We start from the raw sequence: 20,157 nt of genomic DNA on the forward strand, positions 1-20,157 counted from the left end.
CCCCCTTTGAAGGAAGTCCGCGAGCTGGCGCAGCGGAGTATGTGCAAAGGGGGGGGATGTTTATAATCGCCTCATCGACAAATCGACAAATCGGCAAATCGCCTCATCATCTAATTCCCCATCAACTCCTCAATAGGAATTTCCTCAGGAATAGAGTCTCTCGCCTCCATACCATTACCACAGATAAGGTCAATGCGCGAAGTTTTCACCAACTTATCCCCAGGTAGTACCGGTTTGCCCTGATACTGCATTTCCAGCACCATATCCTTACCGATATCATCTACATAAGTAACGGTACCGATAGCCAATCCCACCGATTGTAGGGTAGCCTCAGCGCTGCGTCGTGTTACCTGAATCACCTTTGGTACGGTCACTTTATGATAGCCCGAAGGGTTGAGGGTCAGATATATTTTGCGGTTTTTCTTCACCCGTTCGTTAGGCTCCGGACTCTGACTTATCACGGCGAAAGGCGCATATGTAGGGTCGTATTCGGTAGAGTCGATTACCTCATAGCGCAATTGCTGTTCATCTAAGAGAATTTGCACTTGCGAGAGCGTTTTTTTGGTCAGGTTAGGCACTACTATAAACTTGCCGTGGTCAGTATAAAAGTTGAGCAATTGCAAGGAGCACCATATCAATATACCCCCAGCAATCACAGCCAACACCAACTGCCAAAACAGCGTAAGGCCAGTTTTTTTCAAACTTTCTTTGATATTCATTTTTCTGTATTTCGTATTTTATCTGTGCAGCGCACTTAATTACTAACTTCTTCTTTTTCGATAATGCCAAAAACAAGCGTTTGTGCCAGCGATAAACATACGCTAAACATCATCCCGCCCCAGAAGCCGTGCACCACAAAACCACTCACTACCTCGCCGGCCAAAAGAATGATAACCGCATTAATTACCAACAAGAAAAGCCCCAAGGTAACAACGGTGATAGGAATAGAAATAATAGTCAGAATAGGGCGCACCATCACATTGAGCACCGATAGCACAAAGGCCACCAAGATAGCCGAAAAAAAGTTCTCTATCTGAGCCCCTACATTAAGGTATCCCAACAAAAAAATAAGGATAGCACTTACAAAAATACCTATTAAATATTGTCGCATAAAAAATCTATTGTTTTTTGATAAAATTGAGTAGGATTTTGGGCGTGAAGCCAATGCCCCGCTTGGCTAATCGTATCGATAATTGCGTGCGGGAAGTGTGTGTATATCAAGGCTTCATCTTCAGGCATCACATACTCCGAAAACTCGCCTTTCAAAAAGAGCGTCTTGCCCTCATATACATTGCTGTCGGGCAGTTCAGCCCCTATTTCGCTTTCGTTCTCTATCAGGGCAGGCAGGTTCAGGCGCAAACCTAAGCGGTCTTTAGTCTCCCAATATAGGTTTTTAAGCAAAAACTGACGTACCCCAGGCTCGCTAACGTAAGGAGTAAGAGCCTTATCAGCTTCAGCGCGCGAGTGTATTTGGTCGAAATCCAACGAAGCCAATCCCTGCAATATCTGCTGATGATGAGGCGGAAAGAATTTAGGCGACATATCAGCTACGATAAGCGAAAGCACCTTATGGGGGTATTCTGTAGCGAAGAGCATAGCCGTTTTGCCACCCATAGAGTGTCCCATCAGGTGGAAAGCCTTCAGGTGGTGTCCTTCGGCATACGCCAATAGGTCAGCTACCATAAGCGAGTAGTTAAAGTCGGGCGAGTGAAAGCTATGTCCGTGGTTGCGTTGGTCTATCAAATGGACTTCATAGCCAGCTTCGGCATATCGCAAGCCCAAGCTACGCCAATTGTCCGACATACCTAAGAAGCCGTGCAATATGATAAAAGGAGTTCCCCCCTCGCCTATTATTTGAGAATGCAGCATTTTTTAATAATTATGTTTTTCAATTATAATTTTCAAGCGACAAAGATACGAAATAATTACAAATTACAAATGATAAACCACAAAAACAGAAAAATACGCCCACCTGTCCCACTTGTCCCACTTGTCCCACTCGTCTCACCCGTCCCACATCTCTGCTGGTGCGGCTCGCACTCCCACTTGTCTCACCTGTCCCACTTGTCTCACCTGTCCCACTTGTCTCACCTGTCCCACTCGTCTCACTTGTCCCACTCGTCTCACCTGTCCCAATCCTCCCAATCCTCTCAGCCTTCTCAATCCTCCCACCAGTCCCACTCGTCCCAAAATTCATAATTCCCCTCGCGCACTATCTAAAGCCATTATAGTCTTTTAAAACGCTTGTCTCTATGTTAGGTAAAGAAAAATAAGGTTTTAGTCATTTTATATTTTACTAATAGTTAAGTTGTTCTGCGTTTAACAACACATCTGATACATCGCCTAAAACATCAGATACATTATTTCTTTTAAACACGATTATAATCCATTTCATCTAATAAATCTGCTATTTTATCAGCTCTATCACGAGATTCTTCATTGTTATTCTCCCCTTCTTCATAATACTTGATAAACAAACTTAGCAGTTTAGACTTAATTTCTTTATCAGAAATATTCTTACCCCTTGCTAAAGCAACCATATCTCTCATTGGTTGAAAAGAATTTAATTCTTTTGTTGAATCTAAAGATTTTACTACTTCTTCTTCAAATGACATAACATTACAATTTAGAACAATTATTCCATTCCTTTCTTGTCGAAGCTATTCGCTCTCCTAATTCTTTATCTGAGATAGTTCCCTTTCTTTCAATAGGAACAATACTAACAGCCCCCGCTGGTGCAAGCTTGCAGCTTGTCCCCAATTCAAAATTCAGAATTCAAAATTCTCTCACCTGTCCCACCTGTCCCACTCGTCCCACCCAATTCAAAATTCAAAATTCAAAATTCTCACCCCCACCACTACGGCTGCAAAGATATTTTTTTTTAGTTATATTATCAAGATATTGTACCTCCACAGCTACAGAAAATTTTTCTAAATACACTTACCCTATACAAACAATACAGGAACACCGAAGGAAAGTCGGCGAGCTGGCACAGCCGAGTATGTGACGAAGAATTAGCGAAGGATTAGCGAACAATAACCGAAGAGCAAACAGCTAACAATCCTACCCTAACTAGATTTTTTTTCGTGTATACTGACCATCACATCTCCCCCTTTGAAGGGGGCTGGGGGGATGTTTATCTACAAAGCGGGATGTTAAAAAAAATTTGTTAATTACCAAAATCATTCGTACCTTTACCGCGAAAATCACCCGTAGTATATCATTCAAAAAAAATTATAATTATATGAAAAAAATTAGTTTATTATTAGTAGCATTACTTACCCTTTTTGCGTGTAAGAAAAATGCTAATTTCAACAGCGACCCTATGCTGTTCAAAGCCTATATCTCAGGCTACACCTCTGGTTTGGTATCAGCCCATTCCGAGGTGAAAATCCTGCTAAACCAACCCATTGCGCAAGACAAGATGGATAAAATCGAGAGCCTCGACCTCTTCAGCATCTCCCCTAACGTCAAGGGTAAAGTCGTATGCGCTACCCCTACCGAGGTAGTTTTTATTCCCAACGAGCCCCTTAAGCAAGACACCAAATACCAAGTGTCTTTTCAGCTAAAAAAACTCTTCGAGGTCAATGACAAAGCCCTCGAGGCGTTTAACTTCACGCTCAAAACTTTCGAGCAGGCTTTCCGTATCCAAAAAGGCGACCTACAGTCCTACAGCCCAGACCTCTACTTCCTCAATGCCGAGTTGCTCGCTAACGACCAGCTTACTTATAACGAGGCTAAAGAGCTCCTTTCGGCTACTGTGGGCGGCAAAAAGGTGTCGGTAAAATTCCAGTCTAACCAGATGTCTAACCGCTTTGCGATAGTGTTCGACAGCCTCCCTCGCACCGATAAAGAACAAACCTTAGAGGTGAAGTGGGACGCTTCAGGGGTCAAAAAAGAGAACTTACTGCCTTTTAGCTTCAACCTGCCTAAAAAAGGAGTTTTCGAGGTGGTAAATGTCCGCATCGATGAGAGTTCAGCTAACCGCGTGTTCAGCGTAAACTTCTCTGACCCTTTAGATAAAAACCAAGATTTCGAAGGATTGGTAACTCTTAGCGGTGTTAGCCAAAAATACAGCGTCAATGGTAACGTGCTAAAGGTGATGCGCGAAGAGGTAAGCACCGCTTCCAACTTCACTGTCAATGTAATGCAAGGGGTGAAGAACATCTATGGTCAGCGTTTGGCAAAAGACCGCTATATACCTATCTCCTTCCCACCGCTCAACCCTCAAGTACGCTTGGTGCGTAGTGGTACCTTGCTACCTAGCTCGGCTAACCTCAAAATCAACTTTCAGGCCATCAATCTGCGTGCAGTACACGTAAAGGTATCACGTATTTATGAAAATAATATCTTGCAGTTTTTGCAAGACAACAGCTTGGGCAGCACCGATGGCAGCCTGCGCCGTGTGGGCAAACCTATTGCGCGCAAAGTCATCGCTTTAGACCACGATGTGCGCAATTCCCTACACGATTGGAATACCTACGCCTTAGACCTCGCCAGCCTCATCACTCCCGAACCTGGCGCTATCTATAGGGTCGAAATAGGTATGAAGAAAAACTATTCGCTCTACGCCTGCGAAGGACAAAATACCGAGCCTTTAGACCTCTCATACGAACAAAAATCGCTTAATGACGATGATGTAAACTACAACGAGTATTATTACGATGACGATGAAGACTATTGGGGCTATAGCGAAAACCCTTGCGATGAGGAGTATTATTATAACAAAAAGGCGGTTACCAATGTGCTTTCTACCGATCTTGGCGTTATAGTGAAAAAAGGACAAAACAACAGCTATGTCTTTGCGGTGAACAACCTGCTTTCTACCGAACCCGTATCAGGGGCTACCATAGAGGTGTACACCTATCAGCAACAGAAAATACAAGAGGCCAAAACCGACAAACAAGGGTTGGCAGTTTTAGAACTCAGCAGCCGTGCGTACTTTGCTAAGGTGAAGAAAGACAAATTCACTACCTATGTGAAGTTAGACGAGGGAGCTCCTCTATCGCTCAGCAATTACGACATCGATGGTATCAAGCTACAAAAGGGCTTAAATGGCTTTATCTACACCGAGCGCGGCGTATACCGTCCTGGCGATAGCATACACCTCAGCTTTGTGCTTAACGATTTTGCTCAGAAGAACCCCGAAAAACTTCCTATCAAATTGCGCTTTAGCGACCCTTATGGCAAGGTAATCAGCGAGCAGATGCAAGGGGCTAAAGAAAACAACCTATACGTATTCGGACTCAAAACAGCTGCCGATGCCCCTACCGGAGGCTGGAATGTCCTCATCTCTGCTGGGGCTTCTCAGTTCAGCAAACTGATAAAGGTAGAAACCATCAAGCCTAACCGCCTAAAGATAGAAAATAACCTTAGTGGCAAGCGCATCAGTGCCAATGGTAGCAATGCGCAGTTGCAGGTGCTTTGGCTACACGGCAGCCCAGCGGGCAATACAGGGGTAAGCGTAAAAGCGAAGTTCTACCCTACCGAAACAGCTTTCAAAGGCTATGAAAAATACCTCTTCAATAACAAAGCTTATGATTTCGAGGGCGAAGAGTTCAACCTATACGAAGGTCGTACCGATGCCGATGGCTATGCTTCTTTCTTCTTCAAGCCTAACCAAATGCAAGCCCCTGGTATGCTAAAGGTGAACTTCCTAACCCAAGCCAACGAAAGTGGTGGCGACTTTAGTACCGATGTATGCTCGGCTATGTATTCGCCTTATAGCGAGTATGTGGGGCTACACCTCCCTGCCGTAAACAAATACGACTATTATGACACCGAGCAAGACCATACTTTCGAAACCATAGTGTTAGACGAAAATGGCAAACCGCTAAAAGGCAAAGAGGTTACCGTAGCTGTCTATAAAGTAGGTTGGAATTGGTGGTGGGACGCCTCTAACCAAAACATCTCTACTTACAACAGCAGCAGTAGCAATGCTTTGTACGAGCAACACCGCCTAATAACCAATGCACAGGGCAAGGCGCAGTTTAACCTCAACATCTCTGACGATAATTGGGGCAGATATTTTGTCCTACTCACCGATGAGCAAAGCGGTCACCGTTGTGGTACTACCGTCTATTTCGATTGGGGTAGCTGGAGCGGCAAGTCACGTGGCGGCGAAGGTAGCGAAGCCATTATGCTAACCTTGGGTACTAATAAAAAGGAGTATAGCGTAGGCGAAAAAGCGACTCTTTCATTCCCTTCTGATAAAGGCGGACGTGCCCTCGTATCAGTAGAAAACGGTAGTGATGTACTCGAAACGCATTGGGTAGAAACAACCGACAAAGAAACCAACTTCACCCTACCTATTACTAGCAAGATGACCCCTAATGTATACCTATACGTTACCCTCTTGCAGCCGCATAACCAAACTGCCAACGATGCCCCTATACGCCTCTATGGCGTGGCTCCTATAAAGGTAGTAGACCCTAATACCATATTAACTCCGGTGATACAAGCCCCTGATAAGTTCATCCCTAACCAAAAAGTGAACATAAAGGTAAGCGAAAAAACAGGCAAGCCAATGCATTATACATTAGCCATTGTAGAAGACGGCTTGCTAAACCTCACCCGCTTCCGCACCCCTAACCCTTGGAATGCGTTCTTCTCTAAAATCGCTTTGGGCGTAAAAACTTGGGACGTGTATAATGATGTGATAGGGGCTTATGGAGGCACTATCAATCAGGCATTCAGTATAGGGGGCGACGAAGATTTGGGCGGTAGCGAAGCTCAAAAAGCCAATAGGTTCAAACCGTTCGTCATCTTCAAAGGGCCTTTCGAACTCAAGAAAGGCAGCAGCAATACTCACTCAGTAGCGATTCCTAACTATATGGGGTCTGCCCGTGTAATGGTAGTAGCAGCCGATGTCAAGAACAACGCCTATGGTAGTGCCGAGAAGAAAGACATACCGGTTACTAGCCCATTATCGCTTTTAGGCTCATTGCCACGCAAAGCCGTACCTGGCGAAAAAGTAGTATTGCCAGTAACTGTATTTGCTATGGAAAACCACGTGCGCAACGTAAGCCTTAGCGTTAGCACTAACGGACAGTTCAAGGTAGTAGGTAATAGCCAACAGTCGCTCACCTTTACCAAAAACGGAGAGCAAATGGCTTATTTTGAACTCGAAGCTGCCCAACAAGGGGTAGGCAAGGTCAAAATAACCGCTACTTCTGGCAAAGAAAAAGCTACTTACGAGGTCGAAATGGGCGTTTACAACCCTAATCCGCTTACCTATGCGGTACAAAATGCAGTACTTACTAGCGGACAAGCACAGACCCTCAACACGGCTGCTTTAGGCGAAAAGAATAAAACAGTTCTCGAGATTTCTAGCTTCCCAGGGGTGAACCTACACCAGCGTTTGGGCTACCTCATCAGTTACCCTCACGGTTGTGGCGAGCAAGTTACCTCTGGCGCATTCCCTCAGCTATTCTTAGCCGACTTTATAACGCTTAGCAAAGACAAAGCCGACGAAGTGAGCAAGAATGTCAAAGCGGCTATTAGCAAGCTACACGAAAACCAATTGAGCAACGGTGGCTTCAGCTATTGGAAAGGCGGTCGTTATGCCGATAATTGGGTTACCTCATACATTGGTCACTTCTATATCGAAGCCGAGAAGAAAGGCTATGTATTACCTTCTGGCAGCAAGCAGAAGTGGTTAGACTACCAGAATACTGAAGCGCGCCAATGGCGATACGAACCCGAATATGGCAATGATTTCGCGCAAGCCTACCGCCTCTATACTTTGGCTTTAGCCGGTAGTGCCAACAAAGGAGCTATGAACCGCCTACGCGAACTCAAAGATATAAGCGAAAATGCCAAACGTACCTTAGCAGCGGCTTATGCTCTTATTGGTCAGAAACAGACGGCCGAAAAACTCTTCCTCACCACTGCTATAGATGAGGACAGCGATTATTATTATGGTTCCGTATGGCGCAACAAGGCAATGGCAATGGAAACAGCCCTACTAATAGGCAGAAAAACCGATGCTGCTCGTTGGGCAGCCGAGATAGCCGAAAAACTATCTTCTAACGATTGGCTCAGCACTCAAACCACCGCCTATTCGCTTTATGCTATGGCTAAGTACGTAGCAGTAAACAAGAGTGGCAAGAGCTTCGAGGCTACCTATACCGTAAATGGCAAGACCGAAAAAGTAAGCTCAAGCGAACCAATGGTACAAGTAACCCTCAACACCAAAGGACAAACGCCTGTACAGGTGAAAAACAACTCAAAGCAAACGCTTTACGTACGCCTAATTAGCAGCGGAGTCTTACCTGTGGGACAAGAGTTAGCTATGCAAAACGGACTTTCTATCAAAACAGTTTTCCATAATAATAAGGGACAAACGATAGATGTCAGCACCCTACGTCAAAGCACCGAGCTAACCGCCTCTATAGAGGTGCGCAACCTCACCAACGAGCGGGTAGATAACGTTGCTCTTACACAGCTCATCCCTTCAGGGTTTGAGATTATCAACACCCGCTTCACCGATTACGGAGCTGATGATAACGAGTATATAGACTACGCCGATTTCCGCGATGACCGTGCGAACTTCTATTTATCACTTAGAGCCAACGAAACTAAGGTGATAAAGCTGAAGTTAAACGCATCGTATGCAGGTAGATACTATCTACCAGGCACTTATGCCGAAGCGATGTACAACAACCGCTACAACACCCGCACCACCGGACAATGGATAGTCATTAGCCGATAACAATTAGCAAAATCAACAAATCCCCGCTTATAGAACAACCTATAAACGGGGATTTTATAAACTTGAAAATATCATTATCTCATTCCTCTTCCAGCCCTCTCAGCCTTCATAGCCTTCCTATTCCTCCCATCAACCAAATCCACAAATTGCCTAATTGGCTAATTCTTTGTACTTTTGCATTCAATCAATAGCAATACGCGTGTTATCACTTCGCCCCTATTATCACCCTATGCAATCGGTTATTCCTGCGGAAGAAAAAGAGGTTACCTATACCGAGTTTCTTCCCTGCGAGGCTTTGCGTCCATTTATCTATTGCTATTGGGAACTGAAATCTCCTCCACGCAACACACCTTTCTTCTATCGAGTAGTTGCCGATGGCTGCATCGACTTGTTTTTTGAATGCGATAACCCGCAGATGAGTTCCCTTATGGGCTATTGCAATACATACATAGAGTTTCCTATAACGGGGGCTTTCCACTATGTAGGGGTGCGCTTCCTGCCTAGTGCCTTTCCGTTACTTTTTGGTCAAGATGCTTTTGAAATCAGCGCACAAGAAATCCCCTTACGCGAGGTAGTTCCCGCGTTGGCTACTTTTATAGCTCAGCAGTTGGGAGCTCCTCTATCATTACCTGCCACAGCACAGTGCTTAGACGTCTATTTTCTCCGCCACCTATTACAACGTCCTTTGCAGATTGACAACCGCTTTTTCTCAGCACTTTCACAGATATTGCAAAGCAAAGGCACGATGCATATTAGTCAGTTAGATACAGGCATCAGCCCCAGACAGTTGCGCCGCCTTTTCGACTACTACATAGGCGATAACCCAAAGACTTTTAGCAATATTGTGCGCTTCCAGCATATACTAAGTACAAAAGCCTATCACAACCATTCCTTTTTAGACACTTATTACGACCAAGCCCACTTTATCAAATCGTTTAAAACATTATACGGCGATACCCCTAGCAAGGTATTTATATAGTAAAATGTTAAAAAGATTTTGAAGTAACGATTTTTTAATTAATTTTGCCCTCATAAATTACTAATTCATACTTTCTACTACAAAAGACACTTTTTAAATATGCAAGAATTAGCAGAAAAAATATTTGAAATACTAAAAGATTATCACTGTGATTACCCAGACACAAAACATAAAATGTCTGTTGAACATATTTTAAAATGGGCTGAACAATTTGGAGGTGATGGTGAGTTTATACTAACAGAACTTCTTCATTTCTTACCAAATATATATGTTTCAAAAGAAAAAGCCATTTCTATTCTAAAAGAACATTTAGAATCTTTTAGAATAAGATATAAATACTCATCTATGAATGACTTTATTAAAAATGCTTATTTTATTGATCTTCAAAAAGAAGAAAAAAGTCAGAGAGAAATTTTAGTTTTAGTAAAAGAAATATTACAAAAAGAGTACGGAATAGACTATAATTTTTTAATACAGATATCTTCAAAGAAACATTATATTTATTTTGATGATATTTTAGCCACAGGAGGAACTATAAGTAGAGATTTAAAATCTATTATAGAAAAAGAGCGAGATTCTTTTATTAATAAGCAAAAAACAATTGCCTTAAGTCTATTTTGTTATCATACATTAGGATATGGAAACATATTATGGGGATTAGGAAAAGATATAGGAGTTCCTTTAAAAGATATATTGGATATAGAAGCTAATTACATAATAGAAAATAAATTAAAACCCGAATGGATTGCTCAGAAACAAAAGATAAATTGTACTTATCCTATTGATAAACAATCTAGTAAAATATCAGAATATATAGGAAAACTTAATGTAAACAACCCTTATTCTCCTCCTACATTTAGACCAGAACAGCTACCCTTAGAAGAAACTTTTTTTAGTTCTAAAGAGAATAGAAATAAATTTGAGAAGATAATTTTAGACAAAGGATTAGAATTGTTACAAAAGGTAAAAAAAGAAAATCCAGACCCTCGTAAAAGGCCTTTAGGAGACACTGTAAAATCACATAAAACATTAGGAACAGGTACTTTGTTTTTTACTTGGAGAAATATCTCTAACACTTGCCCAATAGTATTTTGGTGGGATGTATTTGGACATAATTGGACACCCTTATTTTCACTTAAAAATAGAGGAATATGAATACAAACGAGAGAACATACAAGAAAGAAGAAGTCATTACTTTTAGAAGTACAAAAGAATCATTTGGAGCTTTATCTAATATGGCTTCTGGTTTTTCGATTTTGGTAAATAATGTTATTATCCCTTCGTCAGAAGCCTTATATCAGGCTTGTAGATATCCTCTTTTTCCTGCAATACAAGAGGAAATAATAAACCAAAATAGCCCAATGACAGCTAAAATGATTAGTAAAAAACACTATAAATATACTCGTCAAGATTGGGAACAAAAAAAATATGATATAATGTATTGGGTTTTAAAAATAAAACTTTTACATAATTATCATCGACTTTCGGAACTTCTAAGGAAAACAGAAGAAAAACCTATTGTAGAATTATCCAATAAAGATAGAGATTGGGGGGCAAAAGAAGAAAATGGTTTTTTAGTTGGTAAAAACGCTCTTGGCAGATTACTAATGCAGTTAAGAAAGGAGTTCATTTTAGAAGAACAAACTTTAGATAAAGTTTATCCTCCTAAAGTTTCTGGTTTCTTATTATACAATACAGAAATAAGTATTATTTATAAGACAGATTTAGAAATGTTATTTGACATTGATTTAGACTAGTCATTTTTTGTCCGTTTTTTACAATCACATTCCCTGTGCTTGCGGTACTTTTGCCGCCGAATAACAAATACATTATCAGAATGAAATTAAACGCAGGTATTATAACCGAGAAATTAGCCGAGAGCAAGGCTTTCTACACTCAAGTATTGCAATTTGGTATTACTTTTGAAAACGACTTTTATTTGCTGTTGCACACCCCCAATCACGAGGCAGAAATCAGTTTTTTATTGCCTAATCACCCTTCGCAACAGCCTCTCTTTCAAAAACCTTTTACCCAACAGGGAGTATACCTCACCATTGAAGTAGAGAATGTAGATGAGTATTACCACAGCCTAAAAGAGCAAGGAGTACCCATTGCCATAGAGCTTCGCGAAGAACCTTGGGGCGACCGTCATTTTGCTATTATAGACCCCAACGGCATTGGTATTGATATAGTAACCTATTCTGCCCCCGAATAAACATAAAAATCCCCGCTCATAGAACAACCTATAAGCGGGGATTTTTCTAATTCTCTAATTTGCTAATTTTCTCAATACGTTTATTAAGCCTTTTCAATTCCTTTTTAATTCGCTTTTCTTTGCGTTTGGCACCTCGCAAAACAATCTTAGCAAACTTCTTTTGTTTTTTGCTGATGTGGTTATTAAAAGCAAATGCTACATCTTTGTATTTACCTATTAAAGAATTTTCTGCATTTTCTTTCTCTTCAAGGACTTTAGCGAGTTTGGCTTCCAATTTTTCTTTTTCAGCTTGTAGTTCAGTAAGGGTTGAGGCTTGCTCTTGAGATTGTGCTACGGCAATACCTCCTAAAAATAGCGCAAAAAAAGCCGCTATCAAAAATCTTTTCTTCATTTTTTTGTATGTTTTTTTTAAGGGTGCAAAGATAAAAATAATTTATTACTTCCCGCAGCCTTCCCTTTCCTCTCATTAACGAAATCCACAAATTGCCTAATTAGCAAATTATCCGTATCTTTGCCGCCTGAAACTAACAACAAATGCGAACAAGAAGTATAAAGAAAAACACTATAAACGTAGTAACCCTCGGTTGCTCTAAAAACGTATACGACAGCGAAGTCCTTATGGGGCAGCTAAAGGCTGGCGGCAAAAATGTAGTTCACGAGCAAGAGGGTAATATCGTGGTTATCAACACCTGTGGCTTTATCAATAACGCCAAAGAAGAGAGCATCAACACCATTTTAGACTATGTGCAGCAGAAAGAAGCAGGCCTAATCGACAAGGTATTCGTGATGGGCTGCCTCTCTGAGCGCTACAAACCCGATTTAGAAAAAGAAATACCCGATGTCGACCAGTATTTCGGCACTAGCGAACTGCCTGCACTGCTAAAAGTATTGGGGGCGGACTATAAGCACGAGCTGATAGGCGAACGCCTCACCACTACCCCTAAAAATTACGCTTATCTCAAAATATCTGAGGGCTGCGACCGCCCTTGTAGCTTTTGTGCTATCCCACTGATGCGGGGCGCTCACATTTCCACCCCTATCGAGGCGCTTGTCACCGAAGCCGAAAAGCTCGCTGCCAAAGGCGTTAAAGAGCTGATACTCATCGCTCAAGATATTACTTACTACGGACTCGACCTCTACAAAAAACGCGCTCTTGCCGACCTGCTCCGCGCCCTCGTAAAAGTCGAAGGCATCGAGTGGATACGCATACACTACGCATTCCCTACAGGCTTCCCTATGGACGTCATAGAGGTGATGAAAGAAGAGCCCAAAATATGCAATTACTTAGACATACCGTTGCAGCACATCTCCGACCCTATTTTGGCGAGTATGAAGCGCGGCACTACCCAAGAGAAAACCACTAAACTGCTGAAGAAATTCCGCGAGGCGATGCCCGAAATGGCAATACGCACCACCCTAATCGTTGGTTACCCAGGTGAAACCCAAGCCGACTTCGAGGCGCTAAAATTCTTTGTGAAAGAAATGCGTTTTGACCGTTTAGGTTGCTTCACCTACAGCCACGAAGAGAATACCACCGCCTACGACCTTGAAGACGACGTACCCGAAGAGGTAAAACTCGCTCGTGCCAACGAGATAATGGAAATACAGTCGCAAATATCGTGGGAACTCAACCAACAGAAGGTAGGCAAGACTTTCCGTTGTCTCATCGACCGCAAAGAGGGCAATTACTTTGTAGGGCGTACTGAGTACGACTCTCCCGATGTCGATAATGAGGTACTTATCGATGCCAAAAAACACTACGTAAAAACAGGCGATTTTGTAGAAGTAAAAATCATAGATGCCACCGATTACGACCTCTACGGCGAACCTGTGGTTTAAAAACGCAAACAAATTGCCTATTTAGCAAATTATTATTACCTTTGTAGCTATGAAAAAATATCTAATTGCTTGCCTCGGCAATATAGGGGCTGAATATGCTAATACGCGCCACAACATCGGTTTTTTAGTAGCCGATAAGTTGGCTAAAGACCATAATGCTTCTTTCACCACTCAAAAGCTGGGCGACCTCGCCGAGATAAAAGTGAAAGGGCGCACATTTATACTGCTGAAACCCTCTACTTATATGAACCTCAGTGGCAAAGCAGTACGCTATTGGCTCGAAAAAGAACGTTTGACGGCTGAAAATCTATTAGTAGTCTGCGATGACCTCAATATAAAATTCGGCACCTTGCGCATCAAAGGGAAAGGTAGTGATGGCGGACATAACGGACTTAAAGATATTCAGTATCAGTTAGGTACCCAAGAGTACGCCCGTTTGCGCTTCGGTATCAGTAGTAATTTCGAGTCTGGTAAACAGATAGACTACGTATTAGGCGAGTGGGCGCCCGAAGAACAAACACTACTCCCTGAGCGCGTAGCTAAATGTGCTGAGGCAGTACTCTCATATGGCTTAGCAGGACTTGCAATAACAATGAACACATTTAATAATAAGTAATGTACACACATCATATCCTTTTAATTTTGCATTTAGTGGCGGCTACTATATGGGTAGGCGGACACTTAGTGTTGGCTATAGGCTACCTCCCTAAAGCGCTTAAGCACAACGATTTTAGCTATATAGGCAATTTCGAAAAAACGTACGAGCCTATCGGAATGCCATCACTCTTAGTGTTGGTTATCACGGGTATACTAATGGCATACGACTACGGAGTAAGTTTCAGCACTTGGCTGCACTTCGATTTTTCAATAGAAAAAGTAGTTTCCCTAAAACTCCTTTGTTTGCTTACTTCTGTGTGTTTTGCCATCTCGGCGCAAACACGTGTACTACCTCAGCTGCGCAAAGGAAATATCAAAAAACTACCTGAAATGGCAGTGCACATCATCTGTGTAACACTCTTAGGGGTTACAATGGTTGTATTGGGTAGTTTAGTGCGCATCGGTGGACTATAACAACAGAAAAACCATATCAGAATGAAAAAAATATTATTGACAATGCTGCTGCTACTCTCATTGGGGGCAGGAGCTCAAAAAAAACTGACTAAAGTGGCCTGTGTAGGCAACAGCATTACCTATGGTTATTTGCTCGAAAACAGAACCCAAGATGCCTACCCTTCAGTATTGCAGCGCGCTTTAGGCAAAGCTTATTTAGTAGGCAATTTTGGCAAATCAGGGGCTACCTTGCTCAACAAAGGTCACCGCCCCTACACCCAACAAGATGAGTATAAACAAGCACTTGCTTTTGCAGCCGATATAGTGGTTATCCACTTAGGCATCAACGATACCGACCCTCGCAACTGGCCTAACTACCGCGATAATTTTGTAAGCGACTATCTACAGCTTATCGCTTCTTTCAAGGAAGTCAATCCTCAGGCGCGTATCCTTTTGGCGCAGATGAGTCCTATTTCACATCGGCACCCGCGCTTCGAGTCAGGCACCCGCGATTGGCACGCCGAGATTCAAGAGGCTATTACGATGGTAGCCCGCGAGGCGCAAGCCCAACTGATAGATTTCCACGCGCCTCTTTACCCTTATCCTCAGTTGCTCCCCGACGGACTGCATCCTAATGCTGAAGGCGCTGCTCGCTTGGCTAAGGTAGTATACAGTGCTATCACTGGCGATTACGGTGGACTGCAATTGCCTGCTATTTACACCGATAATATGGTGCTACAGCACGGACAGCCATTACCGATAAAAGGTACCGCCAATACAGGCACTAAGGTAATGGTGAGTATAGGCAAACAGAAATACAGCGCCGTAGCCGACGAAAATGGCAATTGGCAAGTAGTTTTAGACCCGCTGAAAGCCAAAGAAGTCTATACGCTTAGCATAGTAGCTGGCAAGCAGAAACGCATACTCAAAAATGTGGTAGCTGGCGAGGTATGGCTCTGTTCAGGGCAATCAAATATGGAGTTTATGCTCAAACAAATCATTACCGGAGCTACTGATATACCACGAGCCACTAATCCTAATATACGTTTCTACGATATGAAAGCCCGCTGGCGTACCGATGCGGTAGAGTGGAATGCCACAGTCCTCGATTCGCTCAACCACCTACAGTACTATCGCGATACACAGTGGCAAGAATGTACCCCGAAAACCGCAGCTGAGTTTTCAGCCGTAGGCTATTATTTCGGCAGATGGCTACAAAAAGATTTAGATATGCCTATCGGACTGATTTGCAATGCTGTAGGAGGCTCTCCTACTGAAGCGTGGGTTGGCAGAAATACTCTTGAAAACAATTTCCCTCGCATATTATACGATTGGCGTAATAACGATTTTATAATGCAATGGGTACGCGAGCGTGCCTCTCAAAATATCAAAAAGAGTACGGACAAACTACAGCGCCACCCCTATGAGCCTGCTTATCTGTACGAGGCAGCCATATTGCCGCTAAAAGACTTCCCTATCAAAGGAGTGATATGGTATCAGGGAGAATCGAATGCTCATAATAAAGATGCTCATTCTAAGCTATTTAAGCTATTGGTAAAAAGTTGGCGGGAAACGTTTCAAAATCCTAAATTGCCGTTTTACTATGTGCAGTTATCGAGCATCAACCGCCCTTCTTGGGGTTGGTTCCGCGATTCGCAACGCCGTCTGCTCTCCGAGGTGCCCTATAGCGGTATGGCAGTGTCTTACGACTACGGTCACCGTACCGATGTACACCCCAAAAACAAGCAACCTATAGGCGAGCGTTTAGCGCGTTGGGCGCTAAATCGAACATACGATAAGCAGCATATTACCCCCTCAGGACCTCTTTTGCGTTCGGTACATTTTGCCGAAGGGGCAGCCTTTGTTAGCTTCAATTACGCCAAAGGCTTGCACACCTCCGACAATAAGCCCATACGTGGGTTCGAGCTTTCTGATGGCAATGGTATTTTCTATCCTGCCACTGCCGAGATAGTAGGCGATGAGGTCAAGGTAAGTTGCGAGCAAGTCCGTATCCCTAAGTCGGTACGCTATGCTTGGAGCCCCGTCACTGACGCCAATTTGGTAAATGAAGAAGAATTACCTACAAGTACATTTGTTTTTTAGAAAAATATGTTGTACCTTTGTGGCATTAAATAAAGGTTTTTACAATGAAAAAAGAACAACTTGAACAAATGAAAAATGGAAAGGGCTTTATTGCGGCACTCGACCAAAGTGGGGGGAGCACTCCTAAAGCATTAAAGCTCTATGGGATAGACGAAAGTCAGTATACTAACGATGCTGAAATGTTTGCTCTTATTCACCAAATGCGCACTCGTATCATCAAAAGTCCTGCTTTCAATAGTGAAAAAATACTTGGGGCTATCCTCTTCGAGCAGACAATGGATAACCTTATCGACGGTAAATACACGGCTGATTATCTTTGGGAAGAAAAACACATTATTCCTTTCCTCAAAGTAGATAAAGGACTTTTAGATATCGATAGTGATGGGGTACAACTGATGAAGCCAATCGACGGACTACCAGACCTACTAAAGCGTGCCAACGAGCGACATATTTTCGGTACTAAGATGCGTTCAGTAATCAAAGAAGCCTCTCCCAGAGGTATTGCACAAGTAGTAGCCCAACAGTTTGAGGTAGCGCAAGTCATTATCGATGCAGGACTTGTTCCGATTATTGAGCCAGAGGTAGACATTACCATTCCTGATAAGTCAAGAGCAGAAGCTATCCTACGCGATGAAATCAGGAAGCATTTAGATCGTTTGCGCGACACCTCTGACGTGATGCTCAAACTCTCTTTGCCTACTATTGATAATTTCTATAAAGAATTTACTAAACATCCTCGTGTAGTACGTGTAGTAGCCCTTTCAGGGGGCTATCCTCGCGAAAAAGCCAATGAAATATTGGCTAAGAACAAAGGAGTAATCGCTAGTTTCTCACGTGCTCTCACTCAAGGACTTTCTGCTCAGCAAACAGATACAGAATTCAACCAAATGTTAGCAGAGACCATTGAGGGTATTTACGAAGCCTCAGTAAAGTAAGCCGCACAGAAAGTAGCATAAAGAGACACCTAATAAATAAGAAGACTTTAGCCCTCATAAGAGAGCTGAAGTCTTTTTGCGCAAATATAAAAAATGGAAGCACAAAAAGGAGAAATCATACTTTATCAACGTGAAGATGGTTCAGTACAAATAGATGTAAAGATTGAAAACGAAACCGTATGGCTTACGCAAGAACAAATGGCTACTTTATTTGGAAAAGGGCGTAGTACTATCACGGAACACATTTCTCACATTTTTGAGGAAGGAGAATTAGATGAAAAAGTGGTCTGTCGGAGTTTCCGACAAACCTATAAGCACGGTGCAATAGAGAGTAAAACTCAAGAAAGAGAAGTAAAACACTACAATTTAGATGTAGTTATTTCAGTAGGCTATCGCGTTAGGTCAGTACAAGGAACGCGTTTTAGACAATGGGCTACCGAAAGGCTTAAAGAATATGTTATAAAAGGTTTTACAATGGATGATGAGCGGCTGAAAGGTAATGCTGGGGGCAACTATTGGAAAGAGCTGCTTAATAGAATTAGAGATATTCGTTCTAGTGAAAAGGCTTTATACCGTCAAGTACTCGATTTGTATGCTACCAGTTTAGACTACGATCCTAAAAGTGAAACTACTATTGCTTTTTTCAAAGTAGTACAGAACAAACTGCATTATGCCAGCAGCGAACAAACTTCAGCAGAACTAATTTATCACAAAGCTGATAGTAGCAAAGATTTTATGGGACTGACTACTTTCAAAGGAGCATTGCCTACGCTTAATGAAGCTAAAATCGCCAAGAATTATCTTACAGAAGAGGAGTTATTCCGCTTAAACCGCCTTGTTTCTGCTTTTTTTGATTTAGCAGAACTCAAAGCAGAAATGCAGACACCTATGTATATGAAAGATTGGATAGAAGAATTAGACAAATTTTCAGCCAATTATGGCAAAGGAGTACTAAAAGGAGCCGGAAATATTAGTCACGAGCAAGCTATACAAAAAGCAACACAAGAATACCGAACTTACGAAGCGAAAACGTTATCGCCTGTAGAACAATCTTATTTAGAGAGTTTGAAAGTATTAGAGAAAAGTACAGCTAAACTACTGAAGCACAAAAAGAAAAGAGAGCTATAAAAAGAATAAGAAAGTTTTTTAGAAAAATAAGCAAGAGATTACCAAAAAAATTGTATCTTTGCCACATCATAAACTCCATTTGCTATGAAAGAAACATTAGAGCAAGAATTAGTTGATTTAGCCACCGAAATTATAGCCTATCAAGGGCGATTAAATCTCAGCGAGCTTAGCCAAAAAGCGCATAAGATTTCTGAGAAAATCACTATATTGGGCTTTGTCGAAAAATACTACCAAATGCTAAGAACCTCAGAGCAACGTATGACTTATACCTTGCGAAAGGTTGCTAATTTTATTGATGAACAGGAAAACATCTTCAATATTGATGTAGCTTTCAAAGAGTTACAACCTCTTGAGCAGCCTTTGATAGAAGAAACACCGGCTGAAAAACCTGCTTTTGTAGCTATGGAACCAGCACCCGTTCAGGCTGCTGCTGAACCAATAGCCGAGAAGGTTGCTGAGCCTACTCCTGAACCAACACCTGAGCCAGCTCCTGCTGAACCGGCACCTGCTGAGCCTATTCACTTTGCTACCCCTCCTACAGACCCTACTCCAGCACCTGCAACAGTAGTGACTGAACCAGCTCCAATAGCTGAACCAGTACCTGTAGAGCCTGTTCACTTTACTACTCCTCCTGCAGAACCTACTCCAGCAGCTGAACCGGCACCTGTAGAGCCTGTTCACTTTGCTACTCCTCCTGTAGAGACCGCAGCGGCTTCTATTGAAGTAGTAGCAGAACCTACTCCAGCTGAAGTTCCAGAAACCACAACAGATTCGGTAGTAGAGATGACACAGTTTGCTTCCCCTGAAGCTGCAATAACTGAACCCGCAGCGGCTCAACCAGTAACGAATACTTCTGATGAAGATCTTACCTCTTTATATCAAGATTGGAACGATTGGCATTCTTACACTCTTCCTGATGATCCGCCTGCAGAAGTAGCCGCACCAGTTTCTGCTCCTGTAGCTACTCCAGCTCCTGCAGCAACCCCTGCATCAGAAGTAGCACCTGCACAAACAACAGTAGCTGCTCCAGTGCAAGCCGCTCCAGTAGCACAAGCAGTGACTCAGCCAGTAGAGAACATAACTCCTCCTACTACTATTAATACACAGCAACCATTGCGCGAGGCTTCTACTCCTGATTGGGCAGTATCAATAGAGCAACCTATAGTACCTCCTCGTCCACAACAAGCAGAGACCG

Annotated in this window: 17 protein-coding genes and 1 pseudogene; 12 read left to right on the plus strand and 6 right to left on the minus strand. The window is 42.6% G+C overall.

Annotated elements, in window-relative coordinates:
• Window positions 1-110: 110 nt before the first annotated feature.
• The 5 genes from HMPREF9074_RS05685 to HMPREF9074_RS05705 all read right to left on the minus strand — a co-directional run bounded on the left by HMPREF9074_RS05685 (window position 111) and on the right by HMPREF9074_RS05705 (window position 2,615).
• Window positions 111-719, minus strand: a complete 609-nt coding sequence (locus HMPREF9074_RS05685) for a PASTA domain-containing protein (protein WP_009390907.1) — start codon at window positions 717-719, stop codon at window positions 111-113.
• Between the two features lie 35 nt (window positions 720-754).
• Window positions 755-1,111 (minus strand): phage holin family protein, encoded by a 357-nt coding sequence (locus HMPREF9074_RS05690; protein WP_009390906.1) that lies wholly within the window; start codon window positions 1,109-1,111, stop codon window positions 755-757.
• Window positions 1,096-1,869, minus strand: a complete 774-nt coding sequence (locus tag HMPREF9074_RS05695) for an alpha/beta fold hydrolase (RefSeq protein ID WP_009390905.1) — start codon at window positions 1,867-1,869, stop codon at window positions 1,096-1,098. The genes HMPREF9074_RS05690 and HMPREF9074_RS05695 overlap by 16 nt, the downstream gene beginning before the upstream one ends.
• A 19-nt stretch (window positions 1,870-1,888) precedes the next feature.
• The gene (locus HMPREF9074_RS12675) at window positions 1,889-2,197 is read right to left on the minus strand and encodes a hypothetical protein (RefSeq protein ID WP_009390904.1); all 309 of its coding nucleotides are present in this window, start codon (window positions 2,195-2,197) and stop codon (window positions 1,889-1,891) included.
• 172 nt (window positions 2,198-2,369) lie between these two features.
• A complete protein-coding gene (locus HMPREF9074_RS05705) occupies window positions 2,370-2,615 on the minus strand; it encodes a hypothetical protein (RefSeq protein ID WP_009390903.1) in 246 nt (81 codons plus the stop codon).
• 629 nt (window positions 2,616-3,244) lie between these two features.
• Here HMPREF9074_RS05705 and HMPREF9074_RS05710 point away from each other — a divergent pair.
• From HMPREF9074_RS05710 to HMPREF9074_RS05730, 5 genes are all read left to right on the plus strand, one after another.
• Window positions 3,245-8,713, plus strand: a complete 5,469-nt coding sequence (locus HMPREF9074_RS05710; protein ID WP_009390902.1) for an alpha-2-macroglobulin family protein — start codon at window positions 3,245-3,247, stop codon at window positions 8,711-8,713.
• Between the two features lie 229 nt (window positions 8,714-8,942).
• Complete coding sequence (locus tag HMPREF9074_RS05715) at window positions 8,943-9,692, plus strand: helix-turn-helix domain-containing protein (protein ID WP_009390901.1); 750 nt, start codon at window positions 8,943-8,945, stop codon at window positions 9,690-9,692.
• 99 nt (window positions 9,693-9,791) lie between these two features.
• Window positions 9,792-10,847 carry a phosphoribosyltransferase-like protein gene (locus HMPREF9074_RS05720; RefSeq protein ID WP_009390899.1) on the plus strand — a complete coding sequence of 352 codons (1,056 nt, stop codon included), beginning with the start codon at window positions 9,792-9,794 and terminating at the stop codon, window positions 10,845-10,847.
• Window positions 10,844-11,449: an NADAR family protein gene (locus HMPREF9074_RS05725; protein ID WP_009390897.1), complete on the plus strand. Its 606-nt coding sequence runs from the start codon at window positions 10,844-10,846 to the stop codon at window positions 11,447-11,449. The genes HMPREF9074_RS05720 and HMPREF9074_RS05725 overlap by 4 nt, the downstream gene beginning before the upstream one ends.
• An 80-nt stretch (window positions 11,450-11,529) precedes the next feature.
• Window positions 11,530-11,907, plus strand: a complete 378-nt coding sequence (locus HMPREF9074_RS05730) for a VOC family protein (protein ID WP_009390895.1) — start codon at window positions 11,530-11,532, stop codon at window positions 11,905-11,907.
• Window positions 11,908-11,953: 46 nt separating this feature from the next.
• Here HMPREF9074_RS05730 and HMPREF9074_RS05735 read toward each other — a convergent pair whose 3' ends face one another.
• Window positions 11,954-12,298 (minus strand): hypothetical protein, encoded by a 345-nt coding sequence (locus tag HMPREF9074_RS05735; protein WP_009390893.1) that lies wholly within the window; start codon window positions 12,296-12,298, stop codon window positions 11,954-11,956.
• A 143-nt stretch (window positions 12,299-12,441) separates the two neighbouring features.
• On the opposite strand from HMPREF9074_RS05735, the gene rimO reads away from it, so the two are divergent.
• The 7 genes and pseudogenes from rimO to HMPREF9074_RS12360 all read left to right on the plus strand — a co-directional run.
• A complete protein-coding gene (rimO, locus tag HMPREF9074_RS05740; RefSeq protein WP_009390889.1) occupies window positions 12,442-13,746 on the plus strand; it encodes a 30S ribosomal protein S12 methylthiotransferase RimO in 1,305 nt (434 codons plus the stop codon).
• Window positions 13,747-13,795: 49 nt separating this feature from the next.
• Window positions 13,796-14,362: an aminoacyl-tRNA hydrolase gene (pth, locus tag HMPREF9074_RS05745; protein ID WP_009390887.1), complete on the plus strand. Its 567-nt coding sequence runs from the start codon at window positions 13,796-13,798 to the stop codon at window positions 14,360-14,362.
• Window positions 14,362-14,817 (plus strand): hypothetical protein, encoded by a 456-nt coding sequence (locus HMPREF9074_RS05750; RefSeq protein ID WP_009390885.1) that lies wholly within the window; start codon window positions 14,362-14,364, stop codon window positions 14,815-14,817. Before pth ends, HMPREF9074_RS05750 begins: the two co-directional genes overlap by 1 nt.
• A 21-nt stretch (window positions 14,818-14,838) precedes the next feature.
• Window positions 14,839-16,899 carry a GDSL-type esterase/lipase family protein gene (locus HMPREF9074_RS05755; RefSeq protein ID WP_009390884.1) on the plus strand — a complete coding sequence of 687 codons (2,061 nt, stop codon included), beginning with the start codon at window positions 14,839-14,841 and terminating at the stop codon, window positions 16,897-16,899.
• A gap of 44 nt (window positions 16,900-16,943) precedes the next feature.
• Window positions 16,944-17,834: a fructose bisphosphate aldolase gene (locus tag HMPREF9074_RS05760; RefSeq protein ID WP_009390883.1), complete on the plus strand. Its 891-nt coding sequence runs from the start codon at window positions 16,944-16,946 to the stop codon at window positions 17,832-17,834.
• A gap of 93 nt (window positions 17,835-17,927) precedes the next feature.
• Window positions 17,928-18,962: a virulence RhuM family protein gene (locus HMPREF9074_RS05765; protein ID WP_009390882.1), complete on the plus strand. Its 1,035-nt coding sequence runs from the start codon at window positions 17,928-17,930 to the stop codon at window positions 18,960-18,962.
• An 84-nt stretch (window positions 18,963-19,046) separates the two neighbouring features.
• A pseudogene (locus HMPREF9074_RS12360) lies at window positions 19,047-20,157 on the plus strand (hypothetical protein); the annotation flags it as partial.

This window comes from Capnocytophaga sp. oral taxon 329 str. F0087, assembly GCF_000213295.2.
GTDB classification, from domain to species: domain Bacteria; phylum Bacteroidota; class Bacteroidia; order Flavobacteriales; family Flavobacteriaceae; genus Capnocytophaga; species Capnocytophaga leadbetteri_A.

What these genes read in the sequence shown, in the direction of transcription:
- HMPREF9074_RS05685 (WP_009390907.1), bottom strand. Translation starts at nt 719, where the DNA reads ATGAATATCAAAGAAAGTTTGAAAAAAACTGGCCTTACGCTGTTTTGG.
- HMPREF9074_RS05690 (WP_009390906.1), bottom strand. Translation starts at nt 1,111, where the DNA reads ATGCGACAATATTTAATAGGTATTTTTGTAAGTGCTATCCTTATTTTT.
- HMPREF9074_RS05695 (WP_009390905.1), bottom strand. Translation starts at nt 1,869, where the DNA reads ATGCTGCATTCTCAAATAATAGGCGAGGGGGGAACTCCTTTTATCATA.
- HMPREF9074_RS12675 (WP_009390904.1), bottom strand. Translation starts at nt 2,197, where the DNA reads ATGAATTTTGGGACGAGTGGGACTGGTGGGAGGATTGAGAAGGCTGAG.
- HMPREF9074_RS05705 (WP_009390903.1), bottom strand. Translation starts at nt 2,615, where the DNA reads ATGTCATTTGAAGAAGAAGTAGTAAAATCTTTAGATTCAACAAAAGAA.
- HMPREF9074_RS05710 (WP_009390902.1), top strand. Translation starts at nt 3,245, where the DNA reads ATGAAAAAAATTAGTTTATTATTAGTAGCATTACTTACCCTTTTTGCG.
- HMPREF9074_RS05715 (WP_009390901.1), top strand. Translation starts at nt 8,943, where the DNA reads ATGCAATCGGTTATTCCTGCGGAAGAAAAAGAGGTTACCTATACCGAG.
- HMPREF9074_RS05720 (WP_009390899.1), top strand. Translation starts at nt 9,792, where the DNA reads ATGCAAGAATTAGCAGAAAAAATATTTGAAATACTAAAAGATTATCAC.
- HMPREF9074_RS05725 (WP_009390897.1), top strand. Translation starts at nt 10,844, where the DNA reads ATGAATACAAACGAGAGAACATACAAGAAAGAAGAAGTCATTACTTTT.
- HMPREF9074_RS05730 (WP_009390895.1), top strand. Translation starts at nt 11,530, where the DNA reads ATGAAATTAAACGCAGGTATTATAACCGAGAAATTAGCCGAGAGCAAG.
- HMPREF9074_RS05735 (WP_009390893.1), bottom strand. Translation starts at nt 12,298, where the DNA reads ATGAAGAAAAGATTTTTGATAGCGGCTTTTTTTGCGCTATTTTTAGGA.
- rimO (WP_009390889.1), top strand. Translation starts at nt 12,442, where the DNA reads ATGCGAACAAGAAGTATAAAGAAAAACACTATAAACGTAGTAACCCTC.
- pth (WP_009390887.1), top strand. Translation starts at nt 13,796, where the DNA reads ATGAAAAAATATCTAATTGCTTGCCTCGGCAATATAGGGGCTGAATAT.
- HMPREF9074_RS05750 (WP_009390885.1), top strand. Translation starts at nt 14,362, where the DNA reads ATGTACACACATCATATCCTTTTAATTTTGCATTTAGTGGCGGCTACT.
- HMPREF9074_RS05755 (WP_009390884.1), top strand. Translation starts at nt 14,839, where the DNA reads ATGAAAAAAATATTATTGACAATGCTGCTGCTACTCTCATTGGGGGCA.
- HMPREF9074_RS05760 (WP_009390883.1), top strand. Translation starts at nt 16,944, where the DNA reads ATGAAAAAAGAACAACTTGAACAAATGAAAAATGGAAAGGGCTTTATT.
- HMPREF9074_RS05765 (WP_009390882.1), top strand. Translation starts at nt 17,928, where the DNA reads ATGGAAGCACAAAAAGGAGAAATCATACTTTATCAACGTGAAGATGGT.